This window comes from Myroides fluvii, from assembly GCF_009792295.1.
Lineage (GTDB): Bacteria > Bacteroidota > Bacteroidia > Flavobacteriales > Flavobacteriaceae > Flavobacterium > Flavobacterium fluvii_A.
The window spans coordinates 1,491,745-1,517,447 of the sequence record NZ_CP039934.1 but is presented as its reverse complement, the minus strand read 5'-3'; the positions used below and the strand labels follow the sequence as shown (position 1 = coordinate 1,517,447).

General features: G+C 37.0%; 24 protein-coding genes. 17 read left to right on the top strand and 7 right to left on the bottom strand.

Annotated features, from left to right (window positions below; genetic code table 11):
• Positions 1 to 111: 111 nt before the first annotated feature.
• Positions 112 to 1,458 carry a mechanosensitive ion channel family protein gene (locus FBR08_RS06925; RefSeq protein ID WP_158962062.1) on the top strand — a complete coding sequence of 449 codons (1,347 nt, stop codon included), beginning with the start codon at positions 112 to 114 and terminating at the stop codon, positions 1,456 to 1,458.
• A 36-nt stretch (positions 1,459 to 1,494) separates the two neighbouring features.
• Here the strand turns inward: FBR08_RS06925 and xseB are convergent, their stop codons facing one another.
• Together xseB and xseA are read right to left on the bottom strand one after the other, a co-directional pair.
• On the bottom strand, positions 1,495 to 1,689 hold the full coding sequence (xseB, locus tag FBR08_RS06920; protein ID WP_158962061.1) for an exodeoxyribonuclease VII small subunit: 195 nt from the start codon (positions 1,687 to 1,689) through the stop codon (positions 1,495 to 1,497).
• The gene (gene xseA / locus FBR08_RS06915; protein WP_158962060.1) at positions 1,650 to 3,137 is read right to left on the bottom strand and encodes an exodeoxyribonuclease VII large subunit; all 1,488 of its coding nucleotides are present in this window, start codon (positions 3,135 to 3,137) and stop codon (positions 1,650 to 1,652) included. Before xseA ends, xseB begins: the two co-directional genes overlap by 40 nt.
• A 169-nt stretch (positions 3,138 to 3,306) precedes the next feature.
• Here xseA and dut point away from each other — a divergent pair, with 169 nt between their 5' ends.
• The 6 genes from dut to amaB all read left to right on the top strand — a co-directional run bounded on the left by dut (position 3,307) and on the right by amaB (position 9,270).
• A complete protein-coding gene (dut, locus tag FBR08_RS06910) occupies positions 3,307 to 3,744 on the top strand; it encodes a dUTP diphosphatase (RefSeq protein WP_158962059.1) in 438 nt (145 codons plus the stop codon).
• Positions 3,745 to 3,770: 26 nt separating this feature from the next.
• Positions 3,771 to 4,781 carry a sugar phosphate nucleotidyltransferase gene (locus tag FBR08_RS06905; protein ID WP_158962058.1) on the top strand — a complete coding sequence of 337 codons (1,011 nt, stop codon included), beginning with the start codon at positions 3,771 to 3,773 and terminating at the stop codon, positions 4,779 to 4,781.
• 82 nt (positions 4,782 to 4,863) lie between these two features.
• Positions 4,864 to 5,640: a DUF4292 domain-containing protein gene (locus FBR08_RS06900; RefSeq protein WP_158962057.1), complete on the top strand. Its 777-nt coding sequence runs from the start codon at positions 4,864 to 4,866 to the stop codon at positions 5,638 to 5,640.
• Positions 5,641 to 5,679: 39 nt separating this feature from the next.
• Positions 5,680 to 6,939 (top strand): murein hydrolase activator EnvC family protein, encoded by a 1,260-nt coding sequence (locus FBR08_RS06895; protein ID WP_158962056.1) that lies wholly within the window; start codon positions 5,680 to 5,682, stop codon positions 6,937 to 6,939.
• Between the two features lie 15 nt (positions 6,940 to 6,954).
• Entirely contained in the window at positions 6,955 to 7,476 is a 522-nt protein-coding gene (locus FBR08_RS06890; protein ID WP_158962055.1) for a 3-hydroxyanthranilate 3,4-dioxygenase, read from the top strand.
• A gap of 246 nt (positions 7,477 to 7,722) precedes the next feature.
• A complete protein-coding gene (amaB, locus tag FBR08_RS06885; RefSeq protein ID WP_158962054.1) occupies positions 7,723 to 9,270 on the top strand; it encodes an L-piperidine-6-carboxylate dehydrogenase in 1,548 nt (515 codons plus the stop codon).
• A gap of 63 nt (positions 9,271 to 9,333) precedes the next feature.
• On the opposite strand, the gene FBR08_RS06880 is transcribed toward amaB, so the two are convergent.
• From FBR08_RS06880 to FBR08_RS06870, 3 genes are read right to left on the bottom strand one after another with little or no spacing between them, the layout of a single operon-like run.
• On the bottom strand, positions 9,334 to 9,891 hold the full coding sequence (locus FBR08_RS06880) for a DUF3575 domain-containing protein (RefSeq protein ID WP_158962053.1): 558 nt from the start codon (positions 9,889 to 9,891) through the stop codon (positions 9,334 to 9,336).
• A 40-nt stretch (positions 9,892 to 9,931) separates the two neighbouring features.
• Positions 9,932 to 10,666, bottom strand: a complete 735-nt coding sequence (locus FBR08_RS06875; RefSeq protein ID WP_158962052.1) for a metallophosphoesterase family protein — start codon at positions 10,664 to 10,666, stop codon at positions 9,932 to 9,934.
• Entirely contained in the window at positions 10,659 to 11,807 is a 1,149-nt protein-coding gene (locus FBR08_RS06870) for a DUF5929 domain-containing protein (protein WP_158962051.1), read from the bottom strand. The genes FBR08_RS06875 and FBR08_RS06870 overlap by 8 nt, the downstream gene beginning before the upstream one ends.
• Positions 11,808 to 11,975: 168 nt before the next feature.
• Here FBR08_RS06870 and FBR08_RS06865 point away from each other — a divergent pair, with 168 nt between their 5' ends.
• The 8 genes from FBR08_RS06865 to FBR08_RS06830 all read left to right on the top strand — a co-directional run bounded on the left by FBR08_RS06865 (position 11,976) and on the right by FBR08_RS06830 (position 21,019).
• A complete protein-coding gene (locus FBR08_RS06865) occupies positions 11,976 to 12,980 on the top strand; it encodes an AAA family ATPase (RefSeq protein WP_158962050.1) in 1,005 nt (334 codons plus the stop codon).
• 83 nt (positions 12,981 to 13,063) lie between these two features.
• Entirely contained in the window at positions 13,064 to 13,927 is an 864-nt protein-coding gene (locus tag FBR08_RS06860; protein ID WP_158962049.1) for a DUF58 domain-containing protein, read from the top strand.
• Position 13,928: 1 nt separating this feature from the next.
• Positions 13,929 to 15,566, top strand: a complete 1,638-nt coding sequence (locus FBR08_RS06855) for a BatD family protein (RefSeq protein WP_158962048.1) — start codon at positions 13,929 to 13,931, stop codon at positions 15,564 to 15,566.
• Positions 15,567 to 15,568: 2 nt separating this feature from the next.
• Positions 15,569 to 16,570, top strand: a complete 1,002-nt coding sequence (locus tag FBR08_RS06850; protein ID WP_158962047.1) for a vWA domain-containing protein — start codon at positions 15,569 to 15,571, stop codon at positions 16,568 to 16,570.
• 7 nt (positions 16,571 to 16,577) lie between these two features.
• Positions 16,578 to 17,609: a VWA domain-containing protein gene (locus FBR08_RS06845; RefSeq protein ID WP_158962046.1), complete on the top strand. Its 1,032-nt coding sequence runs from the start codon at positions 16,578 to 16,580 to the stop codon at positions 17,607 to 17,609.
• Positions 17,610 to 17,629: 20 nt separating this feature from the next.
• On the top strand, positions 17,630 to 18,484 hold the full coding sequence (locus FBR08_RS06840; protein WP_233266276.1) for a tetratricopeptide repeat protein: 855 nt from the start codon (positions 17,630 to 17,632) through the stop codon (positions 18,482 to 18,484).
• Positions 18,485 to 18,494: 10 nt separating this feature from the next.
• Complete coding sequence (locus FBR08_RS06835; protein WP_158962044.1) at positions 18,495 to 20,258, top strand: BatD family protein; 1,764 nt, start codon at positions 18,495 to 18,497, stop codon at positions 20,256 to 20,258.
• Positions 20,258 to 21,019 carry a tetratricopeptide repeat protein gene (locus tag FBR08_RS06830; RefSeq protein ID WP_158962043.1) on the top strand — a complete coding sequence of 254 codons (762 nt, stop codon included), beginning with the start codon at positions 20,258 to 20,260 and terminating at the stop codon, positions 21,017 to 21,019. Before FBR08_RS06835 ends, FBR08_RS06830 begins: the two co-directional genes overlap by 1 nt.
• Here the strand turns inward: FBR08_RS06830 and FBR08_RS06825 are convergent.
• On the bottom strand, positions 21,016 to 21,555 hold the full coding sequence (locus FBR08_RS06825; RefSeq protein ID WP_158962042.1) for a CvpA family protein: 540 nt from the start codon (positions 21,553 to 21,555) through the stop codon (positions 21,016 to 21,018). The two genes, FBR08_RS06830 and FBR08_RS06825, sit on opposite strands and share 4 nt — an antisense overlap.
• Positions 21,556 to 21,651: 96 nt before the next feature.
• Between FBR08_RS06825 and FBR08_RS06820 the strand changes: the two genes are divergently transcribed.
• Together FBR08_RS06820 and pheS are read left to right on the top strand one after the other, a co-directional pair.
• Positions 21,652 to 22,008: a hypothetical protein gene (locus FBR08_RS06820; protein WP_158962041.1), complete on the top strand. Its 357-nt coding sequence runs from the start codon at positions 21,652 to 21,654 to the stop codon at positions 22,006 to 22,008.
• 83 nt (positions 22,009 to 22,091) lie between these two features.
• Positions 22,092 to 23,108, top strand: coding sequence for a phenylalanine--tRNA ligase subunit alpha (gene pheS / locus FBR08_RS06815; protein ID WP_158962040.1), 1,017 nt, complete (start codon positions 22,092 to 22,094; stop codon positions 23,106 to 23,108).
• A gap of 91 nt (positions 23,109 to 23,199) precedes the next feature.
• On the opposite strand, the gene FBR08_RS06810 is transcribed toward pheS, so the two are convergent.
• Complete coding sequence (locus FBR08_RS06810) at positions 23,200 to 25,686, bottom strand: DUF5686 and carboxypeptidase regulatory-like domain-containing protein (RefSeq protein ID WP_158962039.1); 2,487 nt, start codon at positions 25,684 to 25,686, stop codon at positions 23,200 to 23,202.
• Between the last annotated feature and the right edge of the window lie 17 nt (positions 25,687 to 25,703).

Below are 25,703 nucleotides of genomic sequence, written 5' to 3'. Positions count from 1 at the left end.
GCGCTTTTTTTGAATTTTCACTCCTTTTCACCACCTTATTTGCCATCTAATTAACACTTAAAGCGACATATATTACTTATCTTGCATTTTCTCAATTAAAAACAAACGACAATGTTTCTCTCATCCTTAAATCAAAAAAACATAGACGAAATAATTGACTTTAGTCAACTAAATGGCATTTATAAATGGTTTTTTGATCACCTAAATTTTTTACGCCTCGAAGAGGATGAAACGCATGTTGTTACGACAATCGCTCTACTTCTTGCCTTTTCTATTGTCATGTTTACTTTAGACTACATGCTAAAGAACATATTCATTGTCATTGCCCGAAGATATGCAGCCTTGAGTAAAACAAAATTGGATGATATGATCATCAACAATAAAGTATTACACAATATTACCCACTTTATACCAGTGGCCTTAGCGCGTATCTTATTCCCCATATTTTTCATGGGCTTTCCCAATGTTATCTCCTTTGTTTTATCCTTGACTAATATATTGTTTGTAATCGTCATTACGTTGCTCTTCCGTTCCATTATCCGAACAGTAAGAGATTATGCGAAAACCAAACCTCGTCTAGCAGATAAACCCATTGATAGCTATACGCAAGTAGCAAGTATTATCCTTTATTTCTTTGCGGGTGTTATCATCTTTTCAACCCTTACAGGTAAAGATCCCGTGAAGTTTTTAGTATCATTGGGAGCCGCTTCAGCAATTCTTATGCTTGTTTTCAAAGACACCATCATGGGCTTTGTGGCGAGTATACAAGTATCGACGAATGACATGGTTCGCGTAGGTGACTGGATTGAGATGGCTAAATTTGGCGCTGATGGTACTGTTTTGGAAATTAATCTAAGTACAGTAAAAGTGCAGAACTTCGACAAAACAATTACGACAATTCCAACCTATTTACTCATTAGTGATTCTTTCAAAAACTATCGTGGAATGCAAGTTTCTGGCGGAAGAAGAATTAAGCGAAGCATCAACATTAAGATGTCGTCGATTCGCTTTTTAGAACCATCGGAAATTAACGAATTAAAGAAAATCCAACTTTTAAAACCTTATATCGAGGAACGTCAAAAAGAAATTGACGACTACAACATCAGCACACAAGCAGATCAATCGATGCCTATCAATGGTCGTCGCATGACCAACATCGGTTTATTTCGTGCCTATGTATTGCGTTATACACAACAAAACCCAAACATACACAAAGAATATCACTTGATGGTTCGTCATTTACAACCCACAGAGCACGGTTTGCCTATTGAGTTGTACATGTTTACCAACAGCACGGTTTGGGCCTTTTATGAAACCGTAATGGCTGATATCTTTGACCATGTCTTAGCTGCTATTGACTACTTCCACTTAGAGGTATTTGAACTTCCTTCTTCTGATGATGTGAGACAGTTTATATCCCATAGTCAAGATCCAACTAAACAGTCACCCAATACATAATAAAAAAGCTTCAAGGGTTTCCTTGAAGCTTTTTTATTATTGCTCTAATTTGTCCATAATCTTATCTATTTTCTCTTCCGTTGCTGTTAGTTTTTTCTTGCAAAAAACAATCAACTGAGAAGCGCGTTCAACCTTTTCAGCCAATTCATCTACGGTGACTTCATCGTTTTTCAAGGCAGTGAGAATTTGTTCTAATTCATCAGCTGCTCGTTCATAAGTAAGTTTTTCCATCGTTTTATTTCTTCTATACTGTCAATTGTAATTTGATATACCTTGTTGTGTATCTCCAATTCAAGCTCATCTCCCTTGTGTAGCACAGTGAATTCATTTAAGACTTTACCTTGGTGACGAACCACCGCAAAGCCTTTTCTCAACAAATGCTCAATCGTAAATAAAGGTAAAATTTCTTCTCTTTGCTCTAGTTTTGCTTTGGTATGAGTTACTTTATACTTCACACAAGCGATTATCATTTCGTGCAAGCGAATAATACGCTGTCGCTCCCCCCCAATACTTTGCTTACCCCAGAACGCCAATCGAGTCGCGTAATCTTGTACTGTATTTTCTTTCTTTTTCAACAAGATCTTAGCTTCAGATTCTAGGGTTAACTCCACCAGACGCAATTCACTTGTTGACTGCTGAATTAGTTGTTGGACGACATGAGACAAGGCTGTCGTTTGCGTTTCTAAATGTCCTTGACTTTCACCTATTCGAAACTTGCTGTTATTCCCTATACCTTCTTCCAATTGAATCAATCGATTTTTTGTTTGTTCCATAAGGCGATGTGTTTGCTCCATAAGTTTAGCTCGACTTTGTGTTAGGTATACATCAAACGCTAAAGCTAAAGCAACGATATACGCTGCTACTGCACTAGGTGTTTTAAAATAAGTATGCGAGACAAAATCGGCTACTGTACTATCTGTTTCATGGCCAATTCCAGTGAAAACAGCAAACGGCATTTGGGCTATCTGCGCTGCAACTTGAATCGAATTAAACACATCTAAATCAAATTTCGAGCCTCCACCACGAATAATAACTACAACGTCAAAATTACCCCTTGCGGCGGCGGCTAATTGCCGAATGATATTTGCGCTTGCCTCTTCTCCTTGCACTTGTGTATCAAAAGGCGTCAAGACAAAATTAAAGGCATAAGGATTTTTCGTTAAATGCTGTACAAAATCCTCATATCCGGAAGTTCCTACAGAAGCTACAACCGCAATTTTTTGAAGGACAATAGGGCAGGCTTTGCTCTTGTTGAGTTGAAGCAATCCCCTTTCGCTTAACTGCATCAACGTCATTTGTTTTTTGCGTTCAATTTCACCCAAGCTAAAGGCATAGTCGACGTGAATAACATGCAGAGAAAAACCGTACATAGGGTGAAAAACAGCTTCGCCATAACACAAAATTTCCGCTCCTGCTTTGACTACCTTTTCCAGCTCTTCTCCTCCGTCAATTATACAGCGTTCCACATTGCGTTGCCAAATCGTCGCTCTACATCGCGCTAATACCTGATCATCTACTTGTTCTACTAACTCTAGGTAATAGTGTCCACGGCGATCTTTAGAAACTTTGAGCACTTCTACCTTAACCCAAAAATACTTTCCCAGCATAAGTTCATCAAAAACTTGCTGAACGCGATTTAAGATAGCGTGTAGGGTAAATATTTTTCTGTTCTCTAACATGAGATACGAAATTACAAAATTAAATGGGTGAATCTTTCTTTTTTAAGTTTGATTCTTCAGTTGCCACACGAAGGTTATTTCAAAAAACTGGTCTGGAAAACTAAAAATCAATTATTCAATTGTCGGAACAAACCTTTATATTTGTTGCTCTATTTTAATATTATACGCAATGACATCTGTAAAAATTATTAATAAATCACAACATGCTTTGCCTCATTATGAAACGACGCAATCTGCAGGAATGGATTTAAGAGCCAATCTTACTGAGCCTATTACTTTAAACAGTTTAGAAAGAGCCATTGTACCTACGGGATTATTCATTGAACTTCCTGAAGGATATGAAGCTCAGATTAGACCAAGAAGTGGTTTAGCTGCCAAAAAAGGCATCACATTATTAAATTCACCAGGTACAATTGATGCGGATTACAGAGGAGAAATTGGCGTTATTTTAGTCAATGTATCCAAAGAGCCTTTTGTGGTGGAAAATGGTGAACGCATTGCTCAAATGGTCATTGCAAAATACGAACAAATCCAATGGGAAGATGCAGCCACTCTTTCAGAAACAGTGCGTGGTACTGGAGGATTTGGAAGCACAGGAACAAAATAAAAACCCTATAATAAATACGCTACAAAATGAGAATCATTGTACCAATGGCTGGACGTGGATCGCGTTTACGCCCGCATACCTTAACTACACCTAAACCTTTAATTCCCATTGCAGGGAAGCCAATTGTACATCGACTGGTAGAGGATATTGCCAAAGTTTTAGATGACAAGATTGAAGAAATTGCCTTTATTATTCACGAAAGTTTTGGTAAACAAACGGAGAAAGACCTAATCGCGATTGCGGAAAAGTTAGGGGCTAAAGGAAGTATCTGTTACCAAAATGAAGCATTGGGAACAGCGCACGCTATTTTATGTGCCAAGGAGAGTATGAAAGGACCTATCGTAGTAGCTTATGCAGATACTTTGTTCCGCGCAGATTTCAACTTAGACAAAACAGCCGATAGTGTAATCTGGGTAAAACAAGTAGAAGACCCTAGCGCTTTTGGTGTTGTTCAATTAAATAACCAAAATGAAATTGTTGATTTTGTAGAAAAACCAGCAACTTTTGTTTCTGATTTAGCTATTATCGGTATCTACTTTTTCAAAAGCGGAGAAACACTGCGTCAAGAATTGGAGTTCTTATTAGACAACAACATCATTAAAGGTGGAGAATACCAACTAACCGATGCCTTAGAAAACATGAAGCAAAAAGGTATGCGCTTTGTTCCTGGACAAGTAGATGAATGGATGGATTGTGGAAACAAAGATGTTACGGTTGACACAAATAATCGCATGCTAAATTTCTTAGAAGCCGAACAGGGCAATTACGTTTCTGCTACTGCGCAGTTAGAAAATAGCAGCATTATTCCTCCTTGTTATATTGGAGACAACGTGGTATTAAAAAATGCAACTGTTGGTCCAAACGTTTCCTTAGGAAATGATTCAAAAGTAGAAAACGCAACAATCAAAAACAGTTTAATTCAAACTCACGCGTATATTGCAAATGCCAACTTGGACAATGCCATGATTGGAAACCACGCTAAATACAACGGAAATCATACGAACGTTAGTATCGGTGATTATTCTGTTTTAGACTAATACTATTAAATCCGTTTTAAATTTCTTTAAAACGGATTTTTTTTATCTATATTCGGAGTACTAAACTATTTAGCTACAAAATATGAAAAAGATTGCATTTTTATGCCTTACAAGCTTGTTGTTTATCGGTTGTAAAAAAGGAGGCGAAGGGTTTTTATTACGCGAATCAGACGCAACAAAATCAAAGACAGCCTTAGTCATCTTGAATGATCATGCGAAAAATGCACAGCAGTTTAAAACCGTTACCCTTCAGGGAACAGCACAATACAAAGATGAATTTGAAAATCGAAAAGTAGGCATTGAGATTTTAATTGAGAAGGACAAGCAAATTCAGATCAATATTCGCTATGCGGATATTCCTATTTTTAAAGCATTAGTTACCCCCGAGAACTTGCAATACTACAATAAGCTAAATGAAACTGCTTTTGAAGGAGGGTTCGATATTCTAACGCAATTTGTCGGTACAGACATCAATTTCAATCGCCTTCAAAACTTATTATTGGGTCAAGTATTGGATAGTCAAAACACCAAAGAGTTTGTCGCTACCATAGAAAAGGGCTTACACAAAGTACAATCCGTTGAACAAGAAGAATTACAATCTACCTACTTTTTTGAGGATGAAAATAGTTTATTAAAAAAAGAAGCTATTGAAGAGCGCGACTCCAATCGAAAAGTGACGATCTCCTATCCTGGTTATCAAAAATTCAAGCATTTTATTGTGCCAACTGAACTAAATATTGTAGCAGAAGAAGGAGAAAAAACACTAAATTTAGCTATTCATTACCGAAAAGTGTCCTTTAATGAAGATTTACGCCTTAATTATAGCGTTCCAAAAGGATACAAAATGATTAATTTGTAAAAAATCCGTAATATTGTATGGCTTAAGAAGTAAATCCCTATGAGAAAAACATACTGCACGATATGGTTCATTTTAATGGCATTGCCTTTGTGTGCCCAACAAAAAGAGACACAAGAACAGTTAGAACGCAGAAAACAGCAGATTATTATTGAGATAAAGTCTGTACAACAGTTACTTCATAAGGAGCAAACGAAGGAGCGCAATATTTTAACTGAAATTGATGAAATCAACCGAAAAGTTACGTTAAACAGACAGTTGATTAGCAATGTTCGCAAGCAAATCAATATCACCAATAACACGATTGCAAAAAATCAAAAAGAGGCCAATGCATTAGCTAAAGAATTAGAACAGCTAAAGCAAGATTATGCCAAGACTATTGTAACAGCATACAAAAGCCGCTCCAATCAAAGTAAAATGATGTTCATTCTTTCTTCTGAAAATTTCTTTCAGGCGTATAAACGCGTACAATACTTAAAGCAATACGCCGAATTCAGAAAACAACAAGGAGAGGAACTAAAAGATAAAACAGTATTGTTGAAAGAAGCTTTAGCTAAACTAGAGGTTGAAAAAGAAAAACAACGCAAGCTTTTAGCTGAGCAAGAGACAAACGAAAAGAATTTACAACAAGATTTAACGGAACAAAAAGACTTGGTTTCTATTGTAAAGAAAGATCAGAAGAAGTTCAATGAACAGATTAAGAAAAAACAAGACGAAACCAAAGCAATTGACCGCAAAATACAGCAGTTAATTCGCGAAGCTATTGAGGAAGCCAATAGAAAAGCAAGAGAAGCAGCTGCCAAAGCGGGTAAAACCACTACAAAATCAACAGCAACGACTTCTTCAGCGGCTACTTTTGAACTAACGCCGGAAGGAAAATTAGTAGCGGACAACTTCAAGGCCAACCGTGGCAAATTACCTTGGCCCGTTGAAAAAGGGTATGTATCTCTTCCTTATGGAGATCAGCCGCATCCAGTACAAACACACTTGACGATTCACAACAGTGGCGTGGAGATTACCACAGAATCCAATGCCAAGGCAAGGGCTATTTTTGAAGGAGAGGTACTGCAGGTACAAGTTTTATCTGGAGGAAATAAAGCCGTTTTAATTCAGCATGGAGATTACATCACCGTTTACCAAAATTTACGCGATGTTACAATTCAAAAAGGGGACAAGGTAAGCTTAAAACAGACCATCGGAACAATTAACACCAACAGCAATGGAAAAACTGTTTTAAAATTCTTACTTTCGCACAACTCCAATATTGACAACCCTCAAAATTGGTTGAGTAAAAGTAACTAAACGCATTTTTATCCTATGAGTAATGCCGTAGCCTTTAACCTGTTACAGTGGGTGAATGAAAACAAAGACCTACTGAAACCTCCTGTGTCTAATAAGAATCTTTTTATCGATGCTAAAGATTACATCATTATGGTCGTTGGAGGTCCAAATAACCGCAAAGATTTTCACTATAACGAAAACGAGGAGTTCTTTTTTCAATTGGAAGGTACCATACACATCGACATTCAAGAAGAAGGGAAAAGAAAGCGCATTACACTGAACCCAGGTGATATCTATCTCCTTCCCGCAAAAATGCCTCACGCCCCTATTCGCACAGCCAATTCTATAGGTCTGGTTGTAGAAACCAAACGCAAGGCAGCGCATGCAAAAGATGGACTATTGTGGTATTGCGAAAATTGCAACGAGAAATTGTATGAAGTATATTTCGAATTAACCGATATTGAAACTGATTTCTTACCGCATTTTAAGCACTTTTATGAATCAGAAGCACGGAGAACGTGCTCCCATTGCAACTGTATTATGGACGCTGTTCCTTAGTCAGTCTCTCCTGCTTTTAACAAGTAAAAAACACCGTATTTTTTTGTTGCTATGCAATCTAGTCGTTCATACTAACAACCTAATTAGGATTTTACAATTACCACCAAATAAACGTTGATTTTATTCCAAATAATTATCAACAACTTAATAATATGGCTAAATGAAGTGTTTTTATTAACGCCTCTTAGCTAAAATTATTTTTATATCTTAGCAAAGAACTATCTTATAAACTATAAAAGAAGAATAATGGCAACAACAAATGACCAATTTGGAATTTTGGATGCGATGAAGCATTTAGGACTTGCGGAAGTAAACAACGGAACTTCAACAGGTTTAAACTCATTTTCTAACGGAAGAATTATCGAATCATACTCACCCGTAACTGGTGAATTAATAGGAAAAGTAAAAGCAACTACAGCTGAAGATTACGAAAAAGTAATGCAAACAGCACAAGAAGCTTATAAATCATGGAAATTAGTTCCTGCACCAAAAAGAGGAGATCTCGTTCGTCAAATTGGAGAGGAATTACGCAACAATAAAGAGCATCTTGGGAAGCTTGTTTCTTATGAAATGGGTAAAAGTTTACAAGAAGGTTTAGGTGAAGTTCAAGAGATGATTGACATCTGTGACTTTGCAGTTGGATTATCACGTCAATTGTACGGTTTAACAATGCACTCTGAAAGACCGATGCACAGAATGTATGAGCAATGGCACCCAATTGGAATTGTAGGTATTATTTCTGCTTTCAACTTCCCCGTGGCTGTATGGAGCTGGAATACAATGATTGCTTGGGTTTGTGGAGACGTTTGTGTGTGGAAACCAAGTTCGAAAACACCTTTGTGTGCTGTAGCTTGTCAAAACATCATTGCTAAAGTATTCAAAGCTAACGGTATTCAAGAAGGCGTTTGTAACTTAGTAGTTGGAAATGAATGTGGTGATTTAATGAACAATGACCACCGTATTCCATTAGTATCTTTCACAGGATCAACTCGCATTGGTCGTCACGTATCAAAAACAGTTGCTGAGCGTTTTGGAAATACAATCTTAGAATTAGGAGGAAACAACGCAATCATCGTTTCGGAGCATGCTGATATCAACATGGTATTGGTTGGAGCAGTATTCGGAGCTGTTGGAACAGCGGGACAACGTTGTACATCAACGCGTCGTTTAATTATTCACGAAAGCGTGTACGATAAAACCATCCAAGTATTACAAAGTGCTTATGGGCAATTGAAAATTGGAAACCCATTAGACGCTGCGAATCACGTAGGTCCACTTATTGACAAAGGTGCAGTTCAAGATTACTTAAACGCAATCGAAAAAGCAAAACAAGAAGGTGGAAAAATCATCGTGGAAGGTGGTGTTGTTGAAGGAGCTGGATATGAAAGTGGTTGCTATGTAAAACCGTGTATCATTGAAGCTAAAAACGAATTTGAAATTGTACAAGCAGAAACATTTGCACCAATTTTATATGTAATGAAATACAACAACATCCAAGAGGCTATCGACATGCAAAATGGCGTTCCTCAAGGATTGTCGTCTTCTATTTTCACAAACAATATGCGCGAAATGGAGTTATTCCTTTCACAAGCAGGTTCAGATTGTGGAATTGCCAACGTTAATATCGGTACTTCAGGTGCTGAAATTGGTGGAGCTTTTGGAGGTGAAAAAGAAACAGGTGGAGGACGTGAGTCTGGATCTGATGCTTGGAAAGCATACATGAGAAGACAAACCAATACCATCAACTACGGAAGTGAACTTCCATTAGCACAAGGTATTAAATTTGATTTTTAATAGCATACAACCATAAAAAAAAGACGTCTAAATTAGACGTCTTTTTTTTTATATCCTTGTTGATTAAAAACGATAACCAATCATTACACCTGCATTAAATTCAATAGCAGAAAAACGGTCATTTACCTCACTGCTAAAGTTTCTGCCAATATTGGCAAATGGCTCAATAGCAAAAGAATCGCCCATCGTCCATTTATGTCCGAACCCAATTCCCAAAATAAAGCTATTCATATCCGTTTTCACGCGCTCTACTCCATTAATTTCTGAATTAAACTTATCTTCTTTGAAATTACCAAAACGGTACTTAATAAAAGGAGATACTGAATATCCACTTCCGTTAGCATCATTGTTACCACCAAAATAGAATTTATAGTTTAACGCTAAACTCGTTGTATTAAACTTTTGATCTTTGCTTTTACTTTCGTGATAGTATGAAAATCGATCCATAAAATGGATATCTACTCCAATCGATTGGTTGTGATCAATAAAGTGTTCATAACCCAATTCAATTGAAGGCACGACGATAGCATTAAGAATATTGATCTTAACTTCATTTACGGCTTGTGCTTTAGCCCCCATGATACCACCGATTAAAAAAGCAGTTGCGATTATTTTTTTCATTTGTGTTTTACTTTAGCTACAAATATATAATTTTTTACCATTATTTGTGATTTCTCCCCACTTCTAATGGGTATAAATCTGCAACAACATCACTTTGCCAATATTCTTTTGTATCAATATCCAAGGCACTTATTTTTCCTAAAAAAGCAGCTCCTGTATCAATATTCCAAACAGTAGCACCGTTTACAGGTACATCAAAACCAAAATGGGTAACGGGTGTATGTCCAATGTAAATTTCCTTGTGAAATTTCAATCGTTTGGGATATAGTGGATCTGTCTGCGCTAGGTTAGGATCCATTGCCATAACCATCTCCCATAAGGTGCGATCCCAATACAAATATTCTTCGAAAAACTCCGCTTCTATTCCTCTAGGGTTGGTAAATCCCGCATGCACAAATAGGCGATTTTCTCCATCGATATAGTAATTTTTCAAACGCTGAAAGAAGGCTAAATGTCGATTAAATTGTTCTTCCGGCAACTGTTGATAGGCCAAAACAGATGAATCCCCGCCATTTTTAAACCACTGCGGATTCTCTTCTTTGGTCAACATCCACCTAACGAGAAGGCTCTCGTGATTTCCTCTTAAAAAAATACAAGTATGCGTTTGCTCCAATTCAAGTAAAAATTCAACCACTTTATGAGGTTCACTCCATCCATCTACATAATCTCCTAAAAAAATCAATTGATCTGTTGGTGTTATCTTAGCTCGCTCAAAAAGTTGTTTCAACCCTTTAAATCCGCCATGTATATCTCCTATAACCAATGTTCTACTCATAATGCTCTGTTTCGTATTTTAGCTTGCGCAAGATACGCATTACTTGCTTAAAGCCTATAAACAGCTGAGGGTCATTAGCAAATTTTAAATAATCTTTAACCTCAATTAATTCATCTTTCGCCTGCTCGAACCCATTGAGATAACACAACATCATGTTGTAACACAATTTACTCAACACCCGTTCTTCTTTGTTAGTTAAACGATCGCCTTGCTTTATTTTTTGAATGACTTTTACACTATTTCTATAAATGTGTTCTAAGATATTTTCATTGTATTTTGGGGGCTCAAACAACATTTTACTCTCTATGGCATAACTGCCATTATCATAAAAATTCAACCGCATCTCTTCGAAAGGATAGTAACTCGTTCCGTCGTTTAATCCCAAATTTAGATACTCGGTCAAGACAAAAGATTCTGTATCGTAAAATAATGTAACAACATCAAGGGAAGAGTAGAATAGCTTAATTTGCTCATTGACAAACTCAATATCCATACGCGAGTAAAAAGGAATACCGCGGATATTCATCTTTTTTCCCACCCAACAAATGACAAATTGCTCTTTAAACACACTGTAATTGGCGTGAATATCCTTAGAAGACTGCATCATATAACGCACGACACTTTCCAGCAGATGGTTTAGATTGTTTTGAGAACTTTTCTCAATACTTTCTACATGGGTCCTATTGCCGTTGTAAACCAGTGCTCCATTGGGTACAGAAGTACTGCCTACACGAGAAAAATAAGAGCCTACTTGTACTTCTCCTATTGGCCTTTTAAAAGTCGTCAAATCCGAATTTGGCGCTATCGTTACTAACCCAATCACCTTATCTTCAGCCAAATCCGTAAAAGTAACATTGTCATACGTAATACTTGGAGGGTTGCCAAAGTACGCATTTACTAAGTTTTGAATCTTGCTGTCGTCATAAAAATCGACACCGACCAATTCGTTATTATCATCGTCCACCCCCACAATGATAAATGAATTATTTTGAGGATTTGAATTGGACAAGGCACAAATATGTTTCAAAAATTTTGCTTTCCCCGATTTGGTGTGTAAATTTAGCTGCCTTTTCTTATCATAGAAACTATTCTCATCATATTGAGCCAATAGATTTTTAATAAGTAATCGCTTATTAATCATAGCAAATTATTTTTTGTTCTTAAAATTATAAAAAGAAACCCATAAATCATGCCCAAATGTTGAATGCACACTTTAGATTTAACCATCTATTAACAACTTAATAGAGAATATTTTTTGAATTTGCATGAATAATTAAATGAGCGTTATTTTTCAGACAAAACTTTTATTATGGAAACACCCGGATCAAATTACGATATTCGAGAATTAAATGAACTTATAGAAAGAGAAAGTGCTTTTATTGATATTTTAACAATGGAAATGAACAAAGTCATTGTTGGACAAAAGCACATGATTGATCGATTGTTAATTGGATTACTAGGACAAGGACACATCTTATTGGAAGGGGTGCCTGGGTTAGCAAAAACACTCGCAATTAATACCTTAGCCAAAGCGGTACACGGTAGCTTTAACCGAATTCAGTTTACGCCCGATTTGTTACCGGCCGATGTGATTGGTACCATGATTTACAACGTAAAAGAAAATGACTTCACCATACGAAAAGGGCCTGTGTTTGCTAATTTCATTCTAGCGGATGAGATTAACCGTGCTCCAGCAAAAGTGCAATCTGCGCTGTTAGAAGCGATGCAAGAAAAGCAAGTAACGATAAGCGACACAACCTATGTGTTAGACAAGCCTTTTCTAGTTATGGCAACGCAAAATCCTGTTGAACAAGAAGGGACTTACCCATTACCGGAAGCACAAATGGACCGTTTTATGCTAAAAACGGTTATTGACTATCCAAAATTAGAAGAAGAACGCTTAGTTATTCGCCAGAATCTAGCGGGTGAAAAACAAACGATAAATCCCGTGGTAACCTTAGACCAAATTAAACGCGCACAAGAGGCCGTTAAAAAGGTGTACATGGATGAAAAAATAGAGAAATACATCTTAGACATCATCTTTGCAACAAGATATCCTGAACAGTTTAAATTAGAAAAACTAAAGCCACTCATCAGTTTTGGAGCGTCACCGCGTGGTAGTATCAACCTAGCTGCTGCTGCTAAGTGCTACGCTTTTATCAAACGAAGAGGATATGTGATTCCGGAAGATGTTCGCGCTGTAGTTATTGATGTATTACGCCACCGTATTGGTGTTACCTACGAAGCAGAAGCAGAAAGTATTACCTCCGTTGATATTATCAATCAAATTGTAAACGAAATAGAAGTGCCATAGTATTAAAAACTGTGGACAACAACTATTTATTTCACAGTTATTCCTCGTCATGAGGAATAGTTATTTTGAATAATTCTTTTACAATGGAAACCAAAGAGATTTTAAAAAAGGTCAAAAAAATTGAGATCAAAACCAAGCGTTTAAGTGATCATATTTTCTCGGGGGAATACCATACTTCCTTTAAAGGACGTGGTATGACTTTTTCTGAAGTGCGTCCCTATCAATTTGGCGATGATGTTCGCGCTATTGATTGGAATGTCACAGCACGTTACAATGAGCCTTACATTAAAGTTTTCGAAGAAGAAAGAGAACTCACACTGATGCTCATGGTCGATATCAGCGCATCTGAAAACTTCGGTTCGACTGATGCTTTCAAACAAGATATCGTCACAGAAATAGCCGCTACACTAGCCTTTTCTGCTACGCAAAACAACGATAAAATTGGCCTAATTTTGTTTTCTGACCAAATTGAATTATTCGTTCCTCCTAAAAAGGGAAAAATGCACGTGTTGCGAATCATACGCGAGTTAATTGACTTTAAACCCAAAAGCAAACGAACTGATGTCGGTTTAGCTTTGGCCTACTTATCAAAAGTGATAAAGAAAAAAGCCATTGTTTTTATCCTCTCTGACTTTGTTACACCTCCTTATGAAAGCACGCTAAAAATAACTGCAAAAAAACACGATATTACGGGTATACGCATTTACGATGAACGCGAAAAAGAACTGCCTAATGTGGGGATTATCAATGCATTTGATGCAGAAACAGGTCAGAAAATCACAATTAATACAGGAAGTAAAGAAGTGAGAAATCAATATAATGCTCATTTTTTAAAACAAGAAGATCAGTTCAAGAAAACCTTTCAAAAATGTGGCGCTGGTGTGATTAACATGCGTGTAGACGAAAGTTATGTAAAAAAATTATTAGGGTATTTCAAAGCTAGATAAAATGACACTGAATAGAACAAAATTCAATCTCTTTACCGTACTTATTCTTTTGTTATCCTCTCAGTTGATGTTAGCTCAGTTACCTCTTGAAACAAAAGTAGATACAACAGAAATTAAAATAGGCGAACCGGTTCAATACAGCATACGAGCTATTACTTCGAAAGGGAGCAAAGTACTGTTTCCAACACCGGAAAGTTTAGGTTCTTTAGAAATACTAGACTCATATCCCATTGATACCATTGAAAAAGACAATTTCATTGAGCTAATCAAAATATATGAGTTAACACAATTTGACGAGGGTAGTTTTACGATTCCCGAATTACCTGTCATTATAGACGCCAAATTATTCAAGACAGATTCTATTCGAATCAACGTTCAAAACGTTGTGGTAGACACCTTGAAAACACCGTTGTATGACATTAAATCCATTTCCATAGCTGGCGCTGCTCCTTCTACGGGTTGGTACTATTTGGCCTTTCTTCTTTTATCCATACTCATCGGGGTTGTTATTTACTTTTTTATCAAAAAACTACAAGACAAAAACCTGACAGAAGATGATAAATACAATACGCCTTTTGAAAAAGCAGTAACCAAGTTAAAACAACTAGAAGAGAAACAAAATTGGACGCGTGGAGATGCGAAGCCTTACTACTCTGAAATGACAGATATTGCTCGTGCCTTCATTGAAGACACCTTTGGCATCTCTGCCCGTGAGTTAACCACCGTTGAAACAATATCCATTTTAAAAAATACACTACGCGATAAGGAAGTCAGAATTGATCCTAAAATAATCAAAGAATTCAAGCGTATTTTAGATACAGCCGATTTAGTAAAATTTGCTAAATCACAACCTGCGGATAATGAAATTACCGCGGATACCTCGAAGACACAAAATATCATCAATGAAATAAATACCGCTTATCCTATTTCTGCTGCTACTCAAACCGAACGCATTCGATTGAGAGAAGAGCGCAAAAGAAAGAGAAAGAGAATGCGCGTAGGTATACCAACAGCAGTATCTGCAGCTTTGATGCTAGTAGTTGGTGTTGTTTATTTGATCAATATTACCTCAGAGCAAAATTTGAGTTTTTTCACTTTCAACTCTTCAAAACGCCTCCTTCAACAAGAATGGATTAACAGCACCTACGGAAGTGGTGTAGGACTAACGTTAAGCACACCCGAAGTATTGGTGAGAAAAAACGACCCTACCGTTGGGGATAGTGGAATAGACGGTATCGACAATATACAGCAGTTCAGAAGTGGTGAATTGGGTGATCCGGTATACATTACCTTGAGCACTATTTCTACCGGCAAAGACTTTAAATATACCGAAGAAGAAATTATCGACCACGCTTTGAAGTTAATTATCAAAAATCACGACGTGGATGGCATTGAACTTACCCATGAGAAATTTGAAAATGCATCGGGATTAACGGGTTTAAAAGCACAAGGAAGTTTCATGCTGAAATTGGAAAAAGACAAAGGAAAAAATAAAAAAATAGCTTTTACTTGTGTATTGAGTCACGAAAGCAAAAACGTTTTAAATCAAGTATGGATATTTCACCATACAGAAGATCAATATGCCGATGAGATTACGGAGAAAGTTTTCGATTCCATGCAATATAAACAAGAGCAGTAACTATGAGAAATGCAACCTTTTTACATCCTGAATTCTTTTGGTTGTTTCTACTCTTACCTCTTGTTATCTTCATTTGGTATAGAAATAGAAAACGACAAAAGGCAACGATTAAATTAAGTTCTATTGAGGCATTTACGGGACATTCCTCCTTTTTAGTTCGCCTCTTACCCTTGTCTATCGTATTAAAGACAATTGCACTCAGTGCGCTTATCGTAGCACTCGCACGTCCGCAAGTAATCAGCGTAGATCATCAAATTCACTCCACACACGGAATTGATATTGTGATGGCTATGGATATTTCAGGGAGTATGTTAGCGCGCGATTTAAAACCCAACCGCTTAGAGGCATTGAAAGAAGTGGCAGGGGATTTTGTCAGTCAACGTGTAGCCGATCGCATCGGAATTGTGATTTACGCTGCAGAGGCCTATACGAAAACTCCCGTAACGAGTGATAAGACTTTACTTTTAAATTCACTTCGCGATATTCAGTATTCAGATGATTTACGCGATGGAACAGCCATTGGTGTGGGACTAACAACGGCCATTAACCGCATAAAAACAAGTCCAGCCAAAAGTAAAATCATCATTTTACTGACAGACGGGGTGAATAATACAGGAACGGTAGACCCCTTAATGGCAACTCAAATTGCAAAAGAGTTCAACATTAAAATTTACACTATTGGAATAGGAACCAACGGATTGGCAGAGTCTCCCGTTGGATTTGGTCCAAATGGAGAATTGCGCTATGAGAAAATCCCTGTTGAACTTGACGAAGAATTGATGAAAACGATTGCCAAAGAAACAGGAGGTCAATATTTTAGAGCCACCAATACACAAAGTCTTAAAAATATATACGACGAAATCAATCAGCTAGAAAAAACAAAAATAGATGAGCAAAAGTATGTTAATACAGACGAGAAATTCAGATTATTCGCTCTTCTTGCTTTTATCTTATTAGCATTAGATTTTATTCTAAGTAAAACACTTTTTAGAGGATTTATTTAATAGCATTATGTGGGAATTAGATGACAAAAAATATTTTCTTTTACTACTTGCAATAGCAGTCATTGCCTTGCTTGTTGTATGGGAAATACTGTGGAAAAAGAAAGTGCAAAAGACGTTTGCTACAGCGAAAGCGATGCAAGCGTTAGCTCCAAATAAATCTGCCAATAAACCGATGATCAAAGCGGCTTTGTATTTGGCTGCCTTAATCTGTATCGTTTTGGCTCTTGTCAATCCTAAAATTGGCACGCGCATCGTTACGGTAAAAAGACAAGGGGTCGATATTGTTTTTACTCTTGACGTTTCCAAGAGTATGCTTGCTCAAGATATGGCTCCTGATCGCTTGGCAAAAATGAAGCAACTCACCTCGCAAATTATCAATAGCCTTGGTCCAGACCGCGTTGGTATTGTTGGATATGCTGGAAGTGCATTCCCGATGTTACCCATTACAACGGATCATTATGCCGCCAAGATGTATTTGCAATCGATGAATACAGATATGGTTTCTTCTCAGGGAACAGCTCTAGAGGATGCGATTCACGTAGCAAGTAATTACTTTGACAACCCAAGAACGAGTAAGGTGATGATTCTCATTTCGGATGGGGAAGATCACGGAGAAGGTGTTGATGCATCAATTCAAGTTGCAAGGGATAAAAATATTAAGATTATTACCCTAGGTGTTGGAACCGAAAAAGGGGGACCTATTCCGATTAAAACGGCAAAAGGTCTTGAATACAAGCGCGATTGGGACAATGAAGTTGTTATTACCAAGTTAGATCCTTCTACATTGAAACACATTGCTGATGCGACTGGTGGAAAATACTTCTACGGGTCCAATACACAAGAGATCGTGGACCTCATCACCAATGAGCTCAATAAAATTGAAAAAACTGATTTTGAATCACAGCAAATTGCAGAATTTCAATCTCAATTTCAGTGGTTTTTAGGTTTAGCTTTTATCCTCATTTGCATTGATTTATTCATTCTTGAACGCAAAACAAGTTGGATGAAGAAATTAAATCTCTTCAATGAAAAAGAATAATGCTTTTAGATTGTAAAAAAATGAAACATATATATTTGACTTTTGGATTGGTTCTGTTTGCGTCGCTGACTAGCTGGGCACAATCAGCAGGTCGTGCTTTAACTGTAGGAAATGAAACCTATGAGCAGAAGCAATTCACTCAGGCAGAAGCAGCCTACCGTGTAGCCGCATCAAAGAGCGATAAAAAAGAAACCCCAACTTATAATTTAGCAAATAGTCTTATTCGTCAAAAACAAAATAAGGAGGCTATCTCAGCCTATAATAAAGCCATTATAGAAGCGAAAACAAAAGAAGCGAAACACCAAGCGTATCACAACCTAGGCAATGCTTATATGGCAGAAAAAAACTATAAAGCAGCTGAACAAGCTTATAAAAATGCATTGCGCAATAATCCAAAAGACGATGAAACGCGGTACAACTATGCGGTAGCTAAAAAACTAAACCAAGAAAACCCTCAGAACGATCAAAATCAGGATAATCAAGATCAGAACCAAGATCAAAACCAGGATCAGAATCAACAAAATAAAGATCAAAACCAAGATCAGAATAACGACCAAAATAAAGATCAGAACCAAGACAACAAGCAAGACAACAAGCAAAACGACAAGGGAGACGATAAAAAGGACGATCAGAAAGATCAAGGAGACAACAAAAACGATCAGAACGACAAGGACAATAAAGATCAAGATCAAAAACAGCAACCTAATCCACAACAGCAGAAGCAGCAACAAAGTAAAGAGCAAATGCAACGTATATTAGATGCCGTAAATCGCGATGAACAAGCCGTACAACAAAGGCTGATTGACAAAAACAAAAAAGGAGATAAAAAAGCCGAAGCACAAGGAGTATCCTCACAACGCAAAAAAGATTGGTAAGCTTTAAATTATGAAAACATTACATCTATATCTTGTATTCATTTGTGTACTTTTTACACAAGCCTTAGCTGCACAAGCAACGTTCGAGGCAAGTGTAAATAAGGAACAATTGCCTTTAAATGACGTTGTTCAGATTGAATTTACAATGAATGGTGATGGAGATAATTTTCGCTCTCCAAATTTTGAAGGATTTACTATAGTCGGAGGGCCTAATAGTGCTGTTAGCTATGCTTGGATGAATGGAAAAAAATCATTCAAAAAATCTTTTTCTTACCTTTTAAAACCCAAGAGAAAAGGAAAAATAACCATTGGAAAAGCTAGTATTGTAATTGATGGAGAAACCTATACGACGAATCCTATTATTATTACGGTAACAGATGCTATTGAGCGTCAAGATCCGCGCCAACAGATGAACCAAGTGCAACAAGAATCCTTAGATAAGGTTCATTTAGTGGCAGAAGTTTCCAAGACAAAACCTTTCATTAATGAGCCTGTTTCCATTGTTTACAAATTGTATTTCAATGCGAATGTTGGTGGTTACCGTGGCAATCAAATCCCTACTTACGACAAATTTTGGACGTACAATATTGAAATGCCACAACGTCCTGAAGTGAAACAAGGAAAGTACAAGGGAGAAATGTACCACTACATTGTTTTGAAACAGGATATTATTATGGCTCAAGAAGTTGGTAAACACCTGATTAAGCCCTTGTCCTTAACCGTTCAAGTAGAAGTGCCAACGGGTCGTAGAGATTTCTTTGGATTCCCTGAATATGGGTTAATGGAAAAAGAATTCAGTACACAAGCCATTAGCATTGATGCACAAGAACTACCGCAAAAAGACAGACCTGCTAGTTTTTCTGGGGGTGTAGGAGAATTTTCCATGAAGGTAATGCCTTCCACAACTGAATTAAAAGCGGGTGAACCTTTATATTTAACTGTTGCCGTTTCAGGAAAGGGAAACCTCAACCTTATTACCATGCCAACTCCGGTAGCACATTCTGCTTTAGAGGTATACGACCCTCAATATTCAGAAAAGTTAAATCCTACTGCTTTGGGACTACAAGGAAATAGAGCAAACAAATACACCATCATTCCACAATATAAAGGAGAATACAACATTGATCCTATGGAATTTTCGTATTTTGATTTAGCCACTAAACAATACAAAACGATTACTACTGATACAATAAAAATCAACGTATTAGACGGTCCGATGCTCCCGACAAATAAGGAAATCGCCGGTACAGATCACGCAGATGATCAGGAGTTGTTCCAAAAGAATAAAAGCACCCTGACTTTTATTGAATCAAAAAAAGCAACGTACTGGAATACACCGCTATTCTATTTCTTACTCCTTGCACCACTTGGTATCATGCCTTTATTTGCGCTTATAACCCGTCTGAAAAAAGCCAAAGCAAACGATATTGCAGGAAATAGAGTAAGAAGAAACAACCGACTAGCCAAGAAATACTTGAGTGAAGCTAAGAAGCACATGAAGGACAAAGATCTATTCTATGAAGCTTTAGAACGCTGTTTGCACAATTTCTTAAAGGCTAAATTGAATATGGAGACGAGTGAAATGAGCAATGATAATATCACGGAAATTTTACAAGAAAAATCCATTACTGCTGATGCTATTGACTCTTTTATGAATTTGAAAAACGCTTGTGAATGGGCGCGATACACGCCAACGGATCAAGTAGATATAGTCAACGATTACGAAACGGCCATTGATGTTATTGATCAATTGGAAAAACAATTTAAGTCCTAATGAAAAAACTAACTTTTTATCTTGTTTTTGCCCTGTTGAGTATATGTAGTTATGCTCAACCTACGGATTGGCAAAAGTCTTTTGACAAAGTGAATGAAGCTTTTCAAAAGGAACATTTCAAAGAGGCTATTGACGGCTATTTAGCTTTGGTAAACGAATATGATAATTCACCTGAATTGTATTTCAATTTAGCCAATGCCTATTTTAAAATCGGGGATTATGTTCATGCGGCCTACTACTATGAAAAGACCTTGAAGTTAAATCCTTCCATGCAGGAGGCTAAAACGAATCTAAACTTTACCAAAGAGCACTTGGAAGATGATATTACCATCATCCAAGAATATGACAAAGCCGATATTGCACATCAATCCCTCGGCAAATTATCTGTTGATAGCTGGGCTGTCGTTGCTACACTTTCTAGTGTGGCACTGCTTATATGCTTTATCGTATATTTTATCAATCACAACAGCACCCTCAAGCGCCTTTTATTTGTTGGTATGGCACTGAGTGTAGTCGTTGGTCTTGGAAGTCTTTATGCGGCTTCTTTTGAAAGCAACTACACTAAAAATAGCACAACAGCACTTATTTTCAAGGCTAAAACAGATTTTAAAGAAGAGGCTAAAACCACCTCTGCTACGCTCAAAGAATTACACCAAGGAACGAAGGTTTATCTCTTGGAAGAAAAGGGACTCTGGTTAAAAGTCCGTCTGGAAAACCAAGAGATTGGTTGGATTAACAAAGATGTGATACGCGAAATTTAAATAGATTCAGGCGTAGGTGTTTGCAAAACATCTACGCTTTTTTCAAATAGATGCTTTACCATTTCGAACAAACTTGGAAAGATGTGTTCTGAAACGAAGAGGTAAACGCTGTAACTTTTGGAAGAGGCTAAGGTTTCGGGGCTAATCATTGTGATACGGCTATTTATCTGATCCATAACGGAATATACTAGACTCATCATCAAAAGGACAACTAAAATTTGAAACAGGGCTCCTAACAAGCGATTAAAGAAGCCTAAAAAAGCAGCTTCAAATATTTTAGTCGTGATTTGCGCCGCTAATCGAACTGCTAAGATTGCCAAGACAAAGGCTATAACAAAAGATAGCACTGGTAAAAAACTAGATTCCCATCCCCATTTCTGTTGAAGAAAATCCTTGACTACATTAGAAAATTTTAAGGCCCCCATCGTGCCGATCAAAAGAGACAAAAAGGCGACAACGGAAACAAAAAAACCATTTTTAACCCCTTTAAATACACCAAAAGCTAATGCCAATATGGCCAAAATATCTAGTATCATGCTATCCTCATTTTATATTCCACTAAATTATTGTTTTTTCTATAAATCTGCGTCATAAGTAAATTGTATCTTTGTTTCTTTCAAACAAACAACAAGATGGCAAGAGATGAACAATTAAAAAAGAGGTGGGAGGATGTCGTGCAAAAGATATCTACTCGCTTTGGCGATGGGGAAGTCCTCGATTTAGAAGCAATCATCTATCTTATTGGTGTTCAAGAACTAGGTAAAATTAAAAAACGATATAAGAAAGACGATAAAGTTAATTTAATGCATATCGCAATATGCCGCCTACTTGAACCCTATGGATATTATGAATTTGACCACTATGATAACGACGGATGGCCGCATTACAACGTAAAAGAACATTTACCGGCTTTGCGAGCAGGGGAACAAAGTGTTTTAATGAAAGAAGCCATCGTGCAGTATTTCTTAGAGCTAAAATATATTGATTAAAACGCGCATAAATAAAAAATTAGCCTGCTTTAAATTTTATGTCTAAATGAAAAGCAGTAAATTTGCCTTTTACTTTACTTAAAATGATAGATAAAATAAAAGAATACATCGGTGAGGCAGAACACTTCCAAACTGATAACAAAGAACAACTAGAAGCTTTTAGAATTAAATTCCTTTCCAAAAAGGGAATTTTAAATGAGTTATTCGCTCACTTTAAAACCGTTCCTAACGATCAGAAGAAGGAATTTGGTCAGGCGATTAATACGCTAAAAAGCAGCATTGAAACTAAAGTAAAAACAATCCAAGAAGAAATAGAGTCTAAGAACGTACAAGGATTATATGGCGATTTAACGCGTCCAGGATATCCGATGTCTATCGGATCAAGACACCCTATTTCACTTGTAAAAAATCAGATTGTTGATATTTTTAACAGCATTGGTTTTACTATTTCTGAAGGTCCAGAAATTGAAGACGATTGGCATAACTTCTCTGCCTTGAACTTTCCTGATTATCACCCAGCACGTGATATGCAAGATTCGTTCTTTGTGCAGTCAAATCCTCAACATTTGTTGCGTACTCATACTTCATCGGTACAAGCGCGCTATATGGAGGATCACAAACCGCCGTTGCGTACAATTTCTCCAGGACGTGTATTCAGAAATGAAGATATTTCATCTCGTTCTCACTGTATATTCCACCAAGTAGAAGGATTATACATTGACAAAGACGTGTCTTTTGCTGACCTAAAACAAACGCTTTTATATTTTACCAAAGAGATGTTTGGCAAATCTAAAATTCGCTTACGTCCATCGTATTTCCCATTTACTGAGCCTAGTGCTGAAGTAGATATCTATTGGGGATTAAAAACGGAAGTGGATTATAGAATCACCAAAGGAACAGGTTGGTTAGAGATTATGGGATGTGGTATGGTTGATCCAAACGTATTAACCAATTGTAACATTGACGCAAACGAATATAGCGGGTTTGCCTTTGGTATGGGAATTGAGCGTATTGCCATGTTATTATACCAAATCAGCGATATTCGCATGTTCTATGAGAACGATGTTCGCTTCTTAGAGCAATTCAAATCAAACTTCTAATCATACAAAAGCCCGATACAATGTACCGGGCTTTTTTTTAGACTGTAACCTCATAAACTAAATTCTTTTCAGTCCTACTGTTCAACTACCTTTAAAAGTCTTTCTTAAATCCAACCATAAAACCATCCTTGAAGAAGTGGCTTCCTTGGTATGCACGTACATAATCCACGCGAAACCCTTTCATGCTTCCAAAACCAACATTAGATAGTCCGACCGTAAACTCTTGGTACGCTTTGGTATCTGACATCATCGCATTGTGATACCCTGTTACTACATTCCACCCCGTCCATTTCAACAAGGGCAGACGATTCATAATAAACCCTTTAAAATTGTACTCCATATGCATCTCGGCATAGGACTTATTTGTACTTAAGCTATAGTAAGGCAATAAACTAAACGCACTCATCCGGTCATTTTCAATATTTAGATGCGTTTGATTACCCGTAAAGTGCTTTCGATCAACATAAGAAATTCCGTCTGCATTGAAGAAGTGTCCCCCTTTGACGTTATACGAAAACGCTCCTTTATTACTCAACGTGATCTCTTGCGCAATACCAGCCGTCACTAAATCGTAATTATATTGACTGAGATTTCCTGCGAATGCTTTTTCATAGCCTACGTTAATCTTGGGATACTTATTGTTTCGGATGTACCAACGTTCTTCAGGGTAAGAAACATACTTCATGCCCAAATTGATCGTTGCTCCCATTCTAAACTTATATAAGTGATGTAAAGCAATAGGTGCGCTTAAATCATTTAAAGGCGCTGTAGGGTCATTTGAGGTATAAGCTCTACTTCCCGTATAAAAAGATCCATTGGCATTGTTAAACAATGGTTTTCGTTGCTCATAGCCTACTTCTGTCGTTAATGATAGCATCTCTTCAATGAATTTGCCTTGATATCCAACATAAGCTCGCTCACTGTTGTAATACTTAGCAAAGTTTTTTCTAAACAAGAGCGAGAACAAACTGTTGAATTGCTCGCTGATATTCTCCTTGTGAAATTGTTCTATCGTTGTTCCTCCTTTTACATAGAGCGATGACTTATTCGCGTCATTAAAGCGATGACTTAAGCTTCCGTACGCTCTGAAACGCTCTGAAGCAAATCCATAATTGACATCAAGACTTGCACGTGTGTACGATTTTTTGTCCGCTCCATAAAACGTCGCCCCAAGATTTGTTCCCATAAAAAAACCTTGAACGGTATTAAACCCAATTTTATCTAATTCTATTAGACCGTTGTAATTAAATTTAAAACGCTCACTTTTACTTCTGTAATTATACCCAGTAATAGGTGATAATACATCAAAGCGATTATAGACCATGCGAAGACTATCTCGATATTGAGGTGAGTCTTTCATCTCTCGGATACTGTCTTTGACGTGGTAGTCTTTCACCTCTTCTGTTGTTAAAGGATACAAGCGGTGGTTCACCCAAAAGTCCTCTTCTTTTTTATTGGCATCTTTAGCAAAAGACAGCACTTCTTTTCCAAAGTCTGATCGGGTGAAATGAGGGGCAAAATTGTAATTATTAAACACACTCAAAAAAGTACCTTGTCCCTTAAAACCAAGCAAGCTTATCAGCATATCTAACGTTTGAGAACGCTTCACCCAAGTTTGATTCCCTTCGTTGTAAAAGAAATTCTGACTAATGGAGATCGATTCAATGAAGGGTTGTTGGAGGCTCACGCCTGTTACCGTTACATCCACTCCATATAAAGCTGCAGATGAATCTACAATGTAAATATCTCCGTAAAAAACAGGCTGATTTTTAACTTTAGGCGTTACTTTAATCTTGTTTATCAACACCCCGTTATCTTTAAATGTTGCCTCTAAAGTATATTTATAAAAGGAAAATGCCTGATTCGCTAAAGGAGAAACCAATTGTGCATCAAAATCCGAAACTTTCAATTGATTTTCATAGAAATCATAAAAAGATTCATCAGCGGTATTAAAACTATAGCCATTGTTGTTTCCGCTAATTTTAGAGGCGATAATATGTTCTTTTAACTGATTGGGTTTTTGGTATTTCAATTCAGAAACGGTTTCAGACAAATAGAGAATACCTTGTCCTAAAGAATCTAAACCCGAAGCTTTATCTCCCCCAACATATACTTTATCTTTTGCAAATTTGGGAATTTTCAAACTTTTAATCATTCCTTTCGAATAAAAGTCGGCAGCAAAAGTGGCCGTTCCCTTTGTATTTTGTTCTTTATTTGCAATAGCTCTTCGGATGATGTCATCCGCAGGATTTTTACCTACCTTGATTACAATATCATCCAGTTGAAATTCTTCTTCTTGTAAAACAACATCCACTGTTATGGATTTTCCTTGATATTGTATTTTTTTTCGCTCTGTTTTATAGCCTAAAAACTGAAAAACGAGTGTAAAATCCCCCTGTGTTTTGGGTTTTATTTCATATACTCCTTTGTCATTACTGATAGCGCCCTGCTGGGTTTGTTCCAGAATAATTGTGGCGTAACTAATTGGTTTTCCTTCTTGATCGACTATTGTTCCTGTTACCTGAGCAAAAGAAACGAGCGATAAAAAGCACAAAAACAAGGTGAATAGTTGTTTCATACTCTATTTTTTTGGTT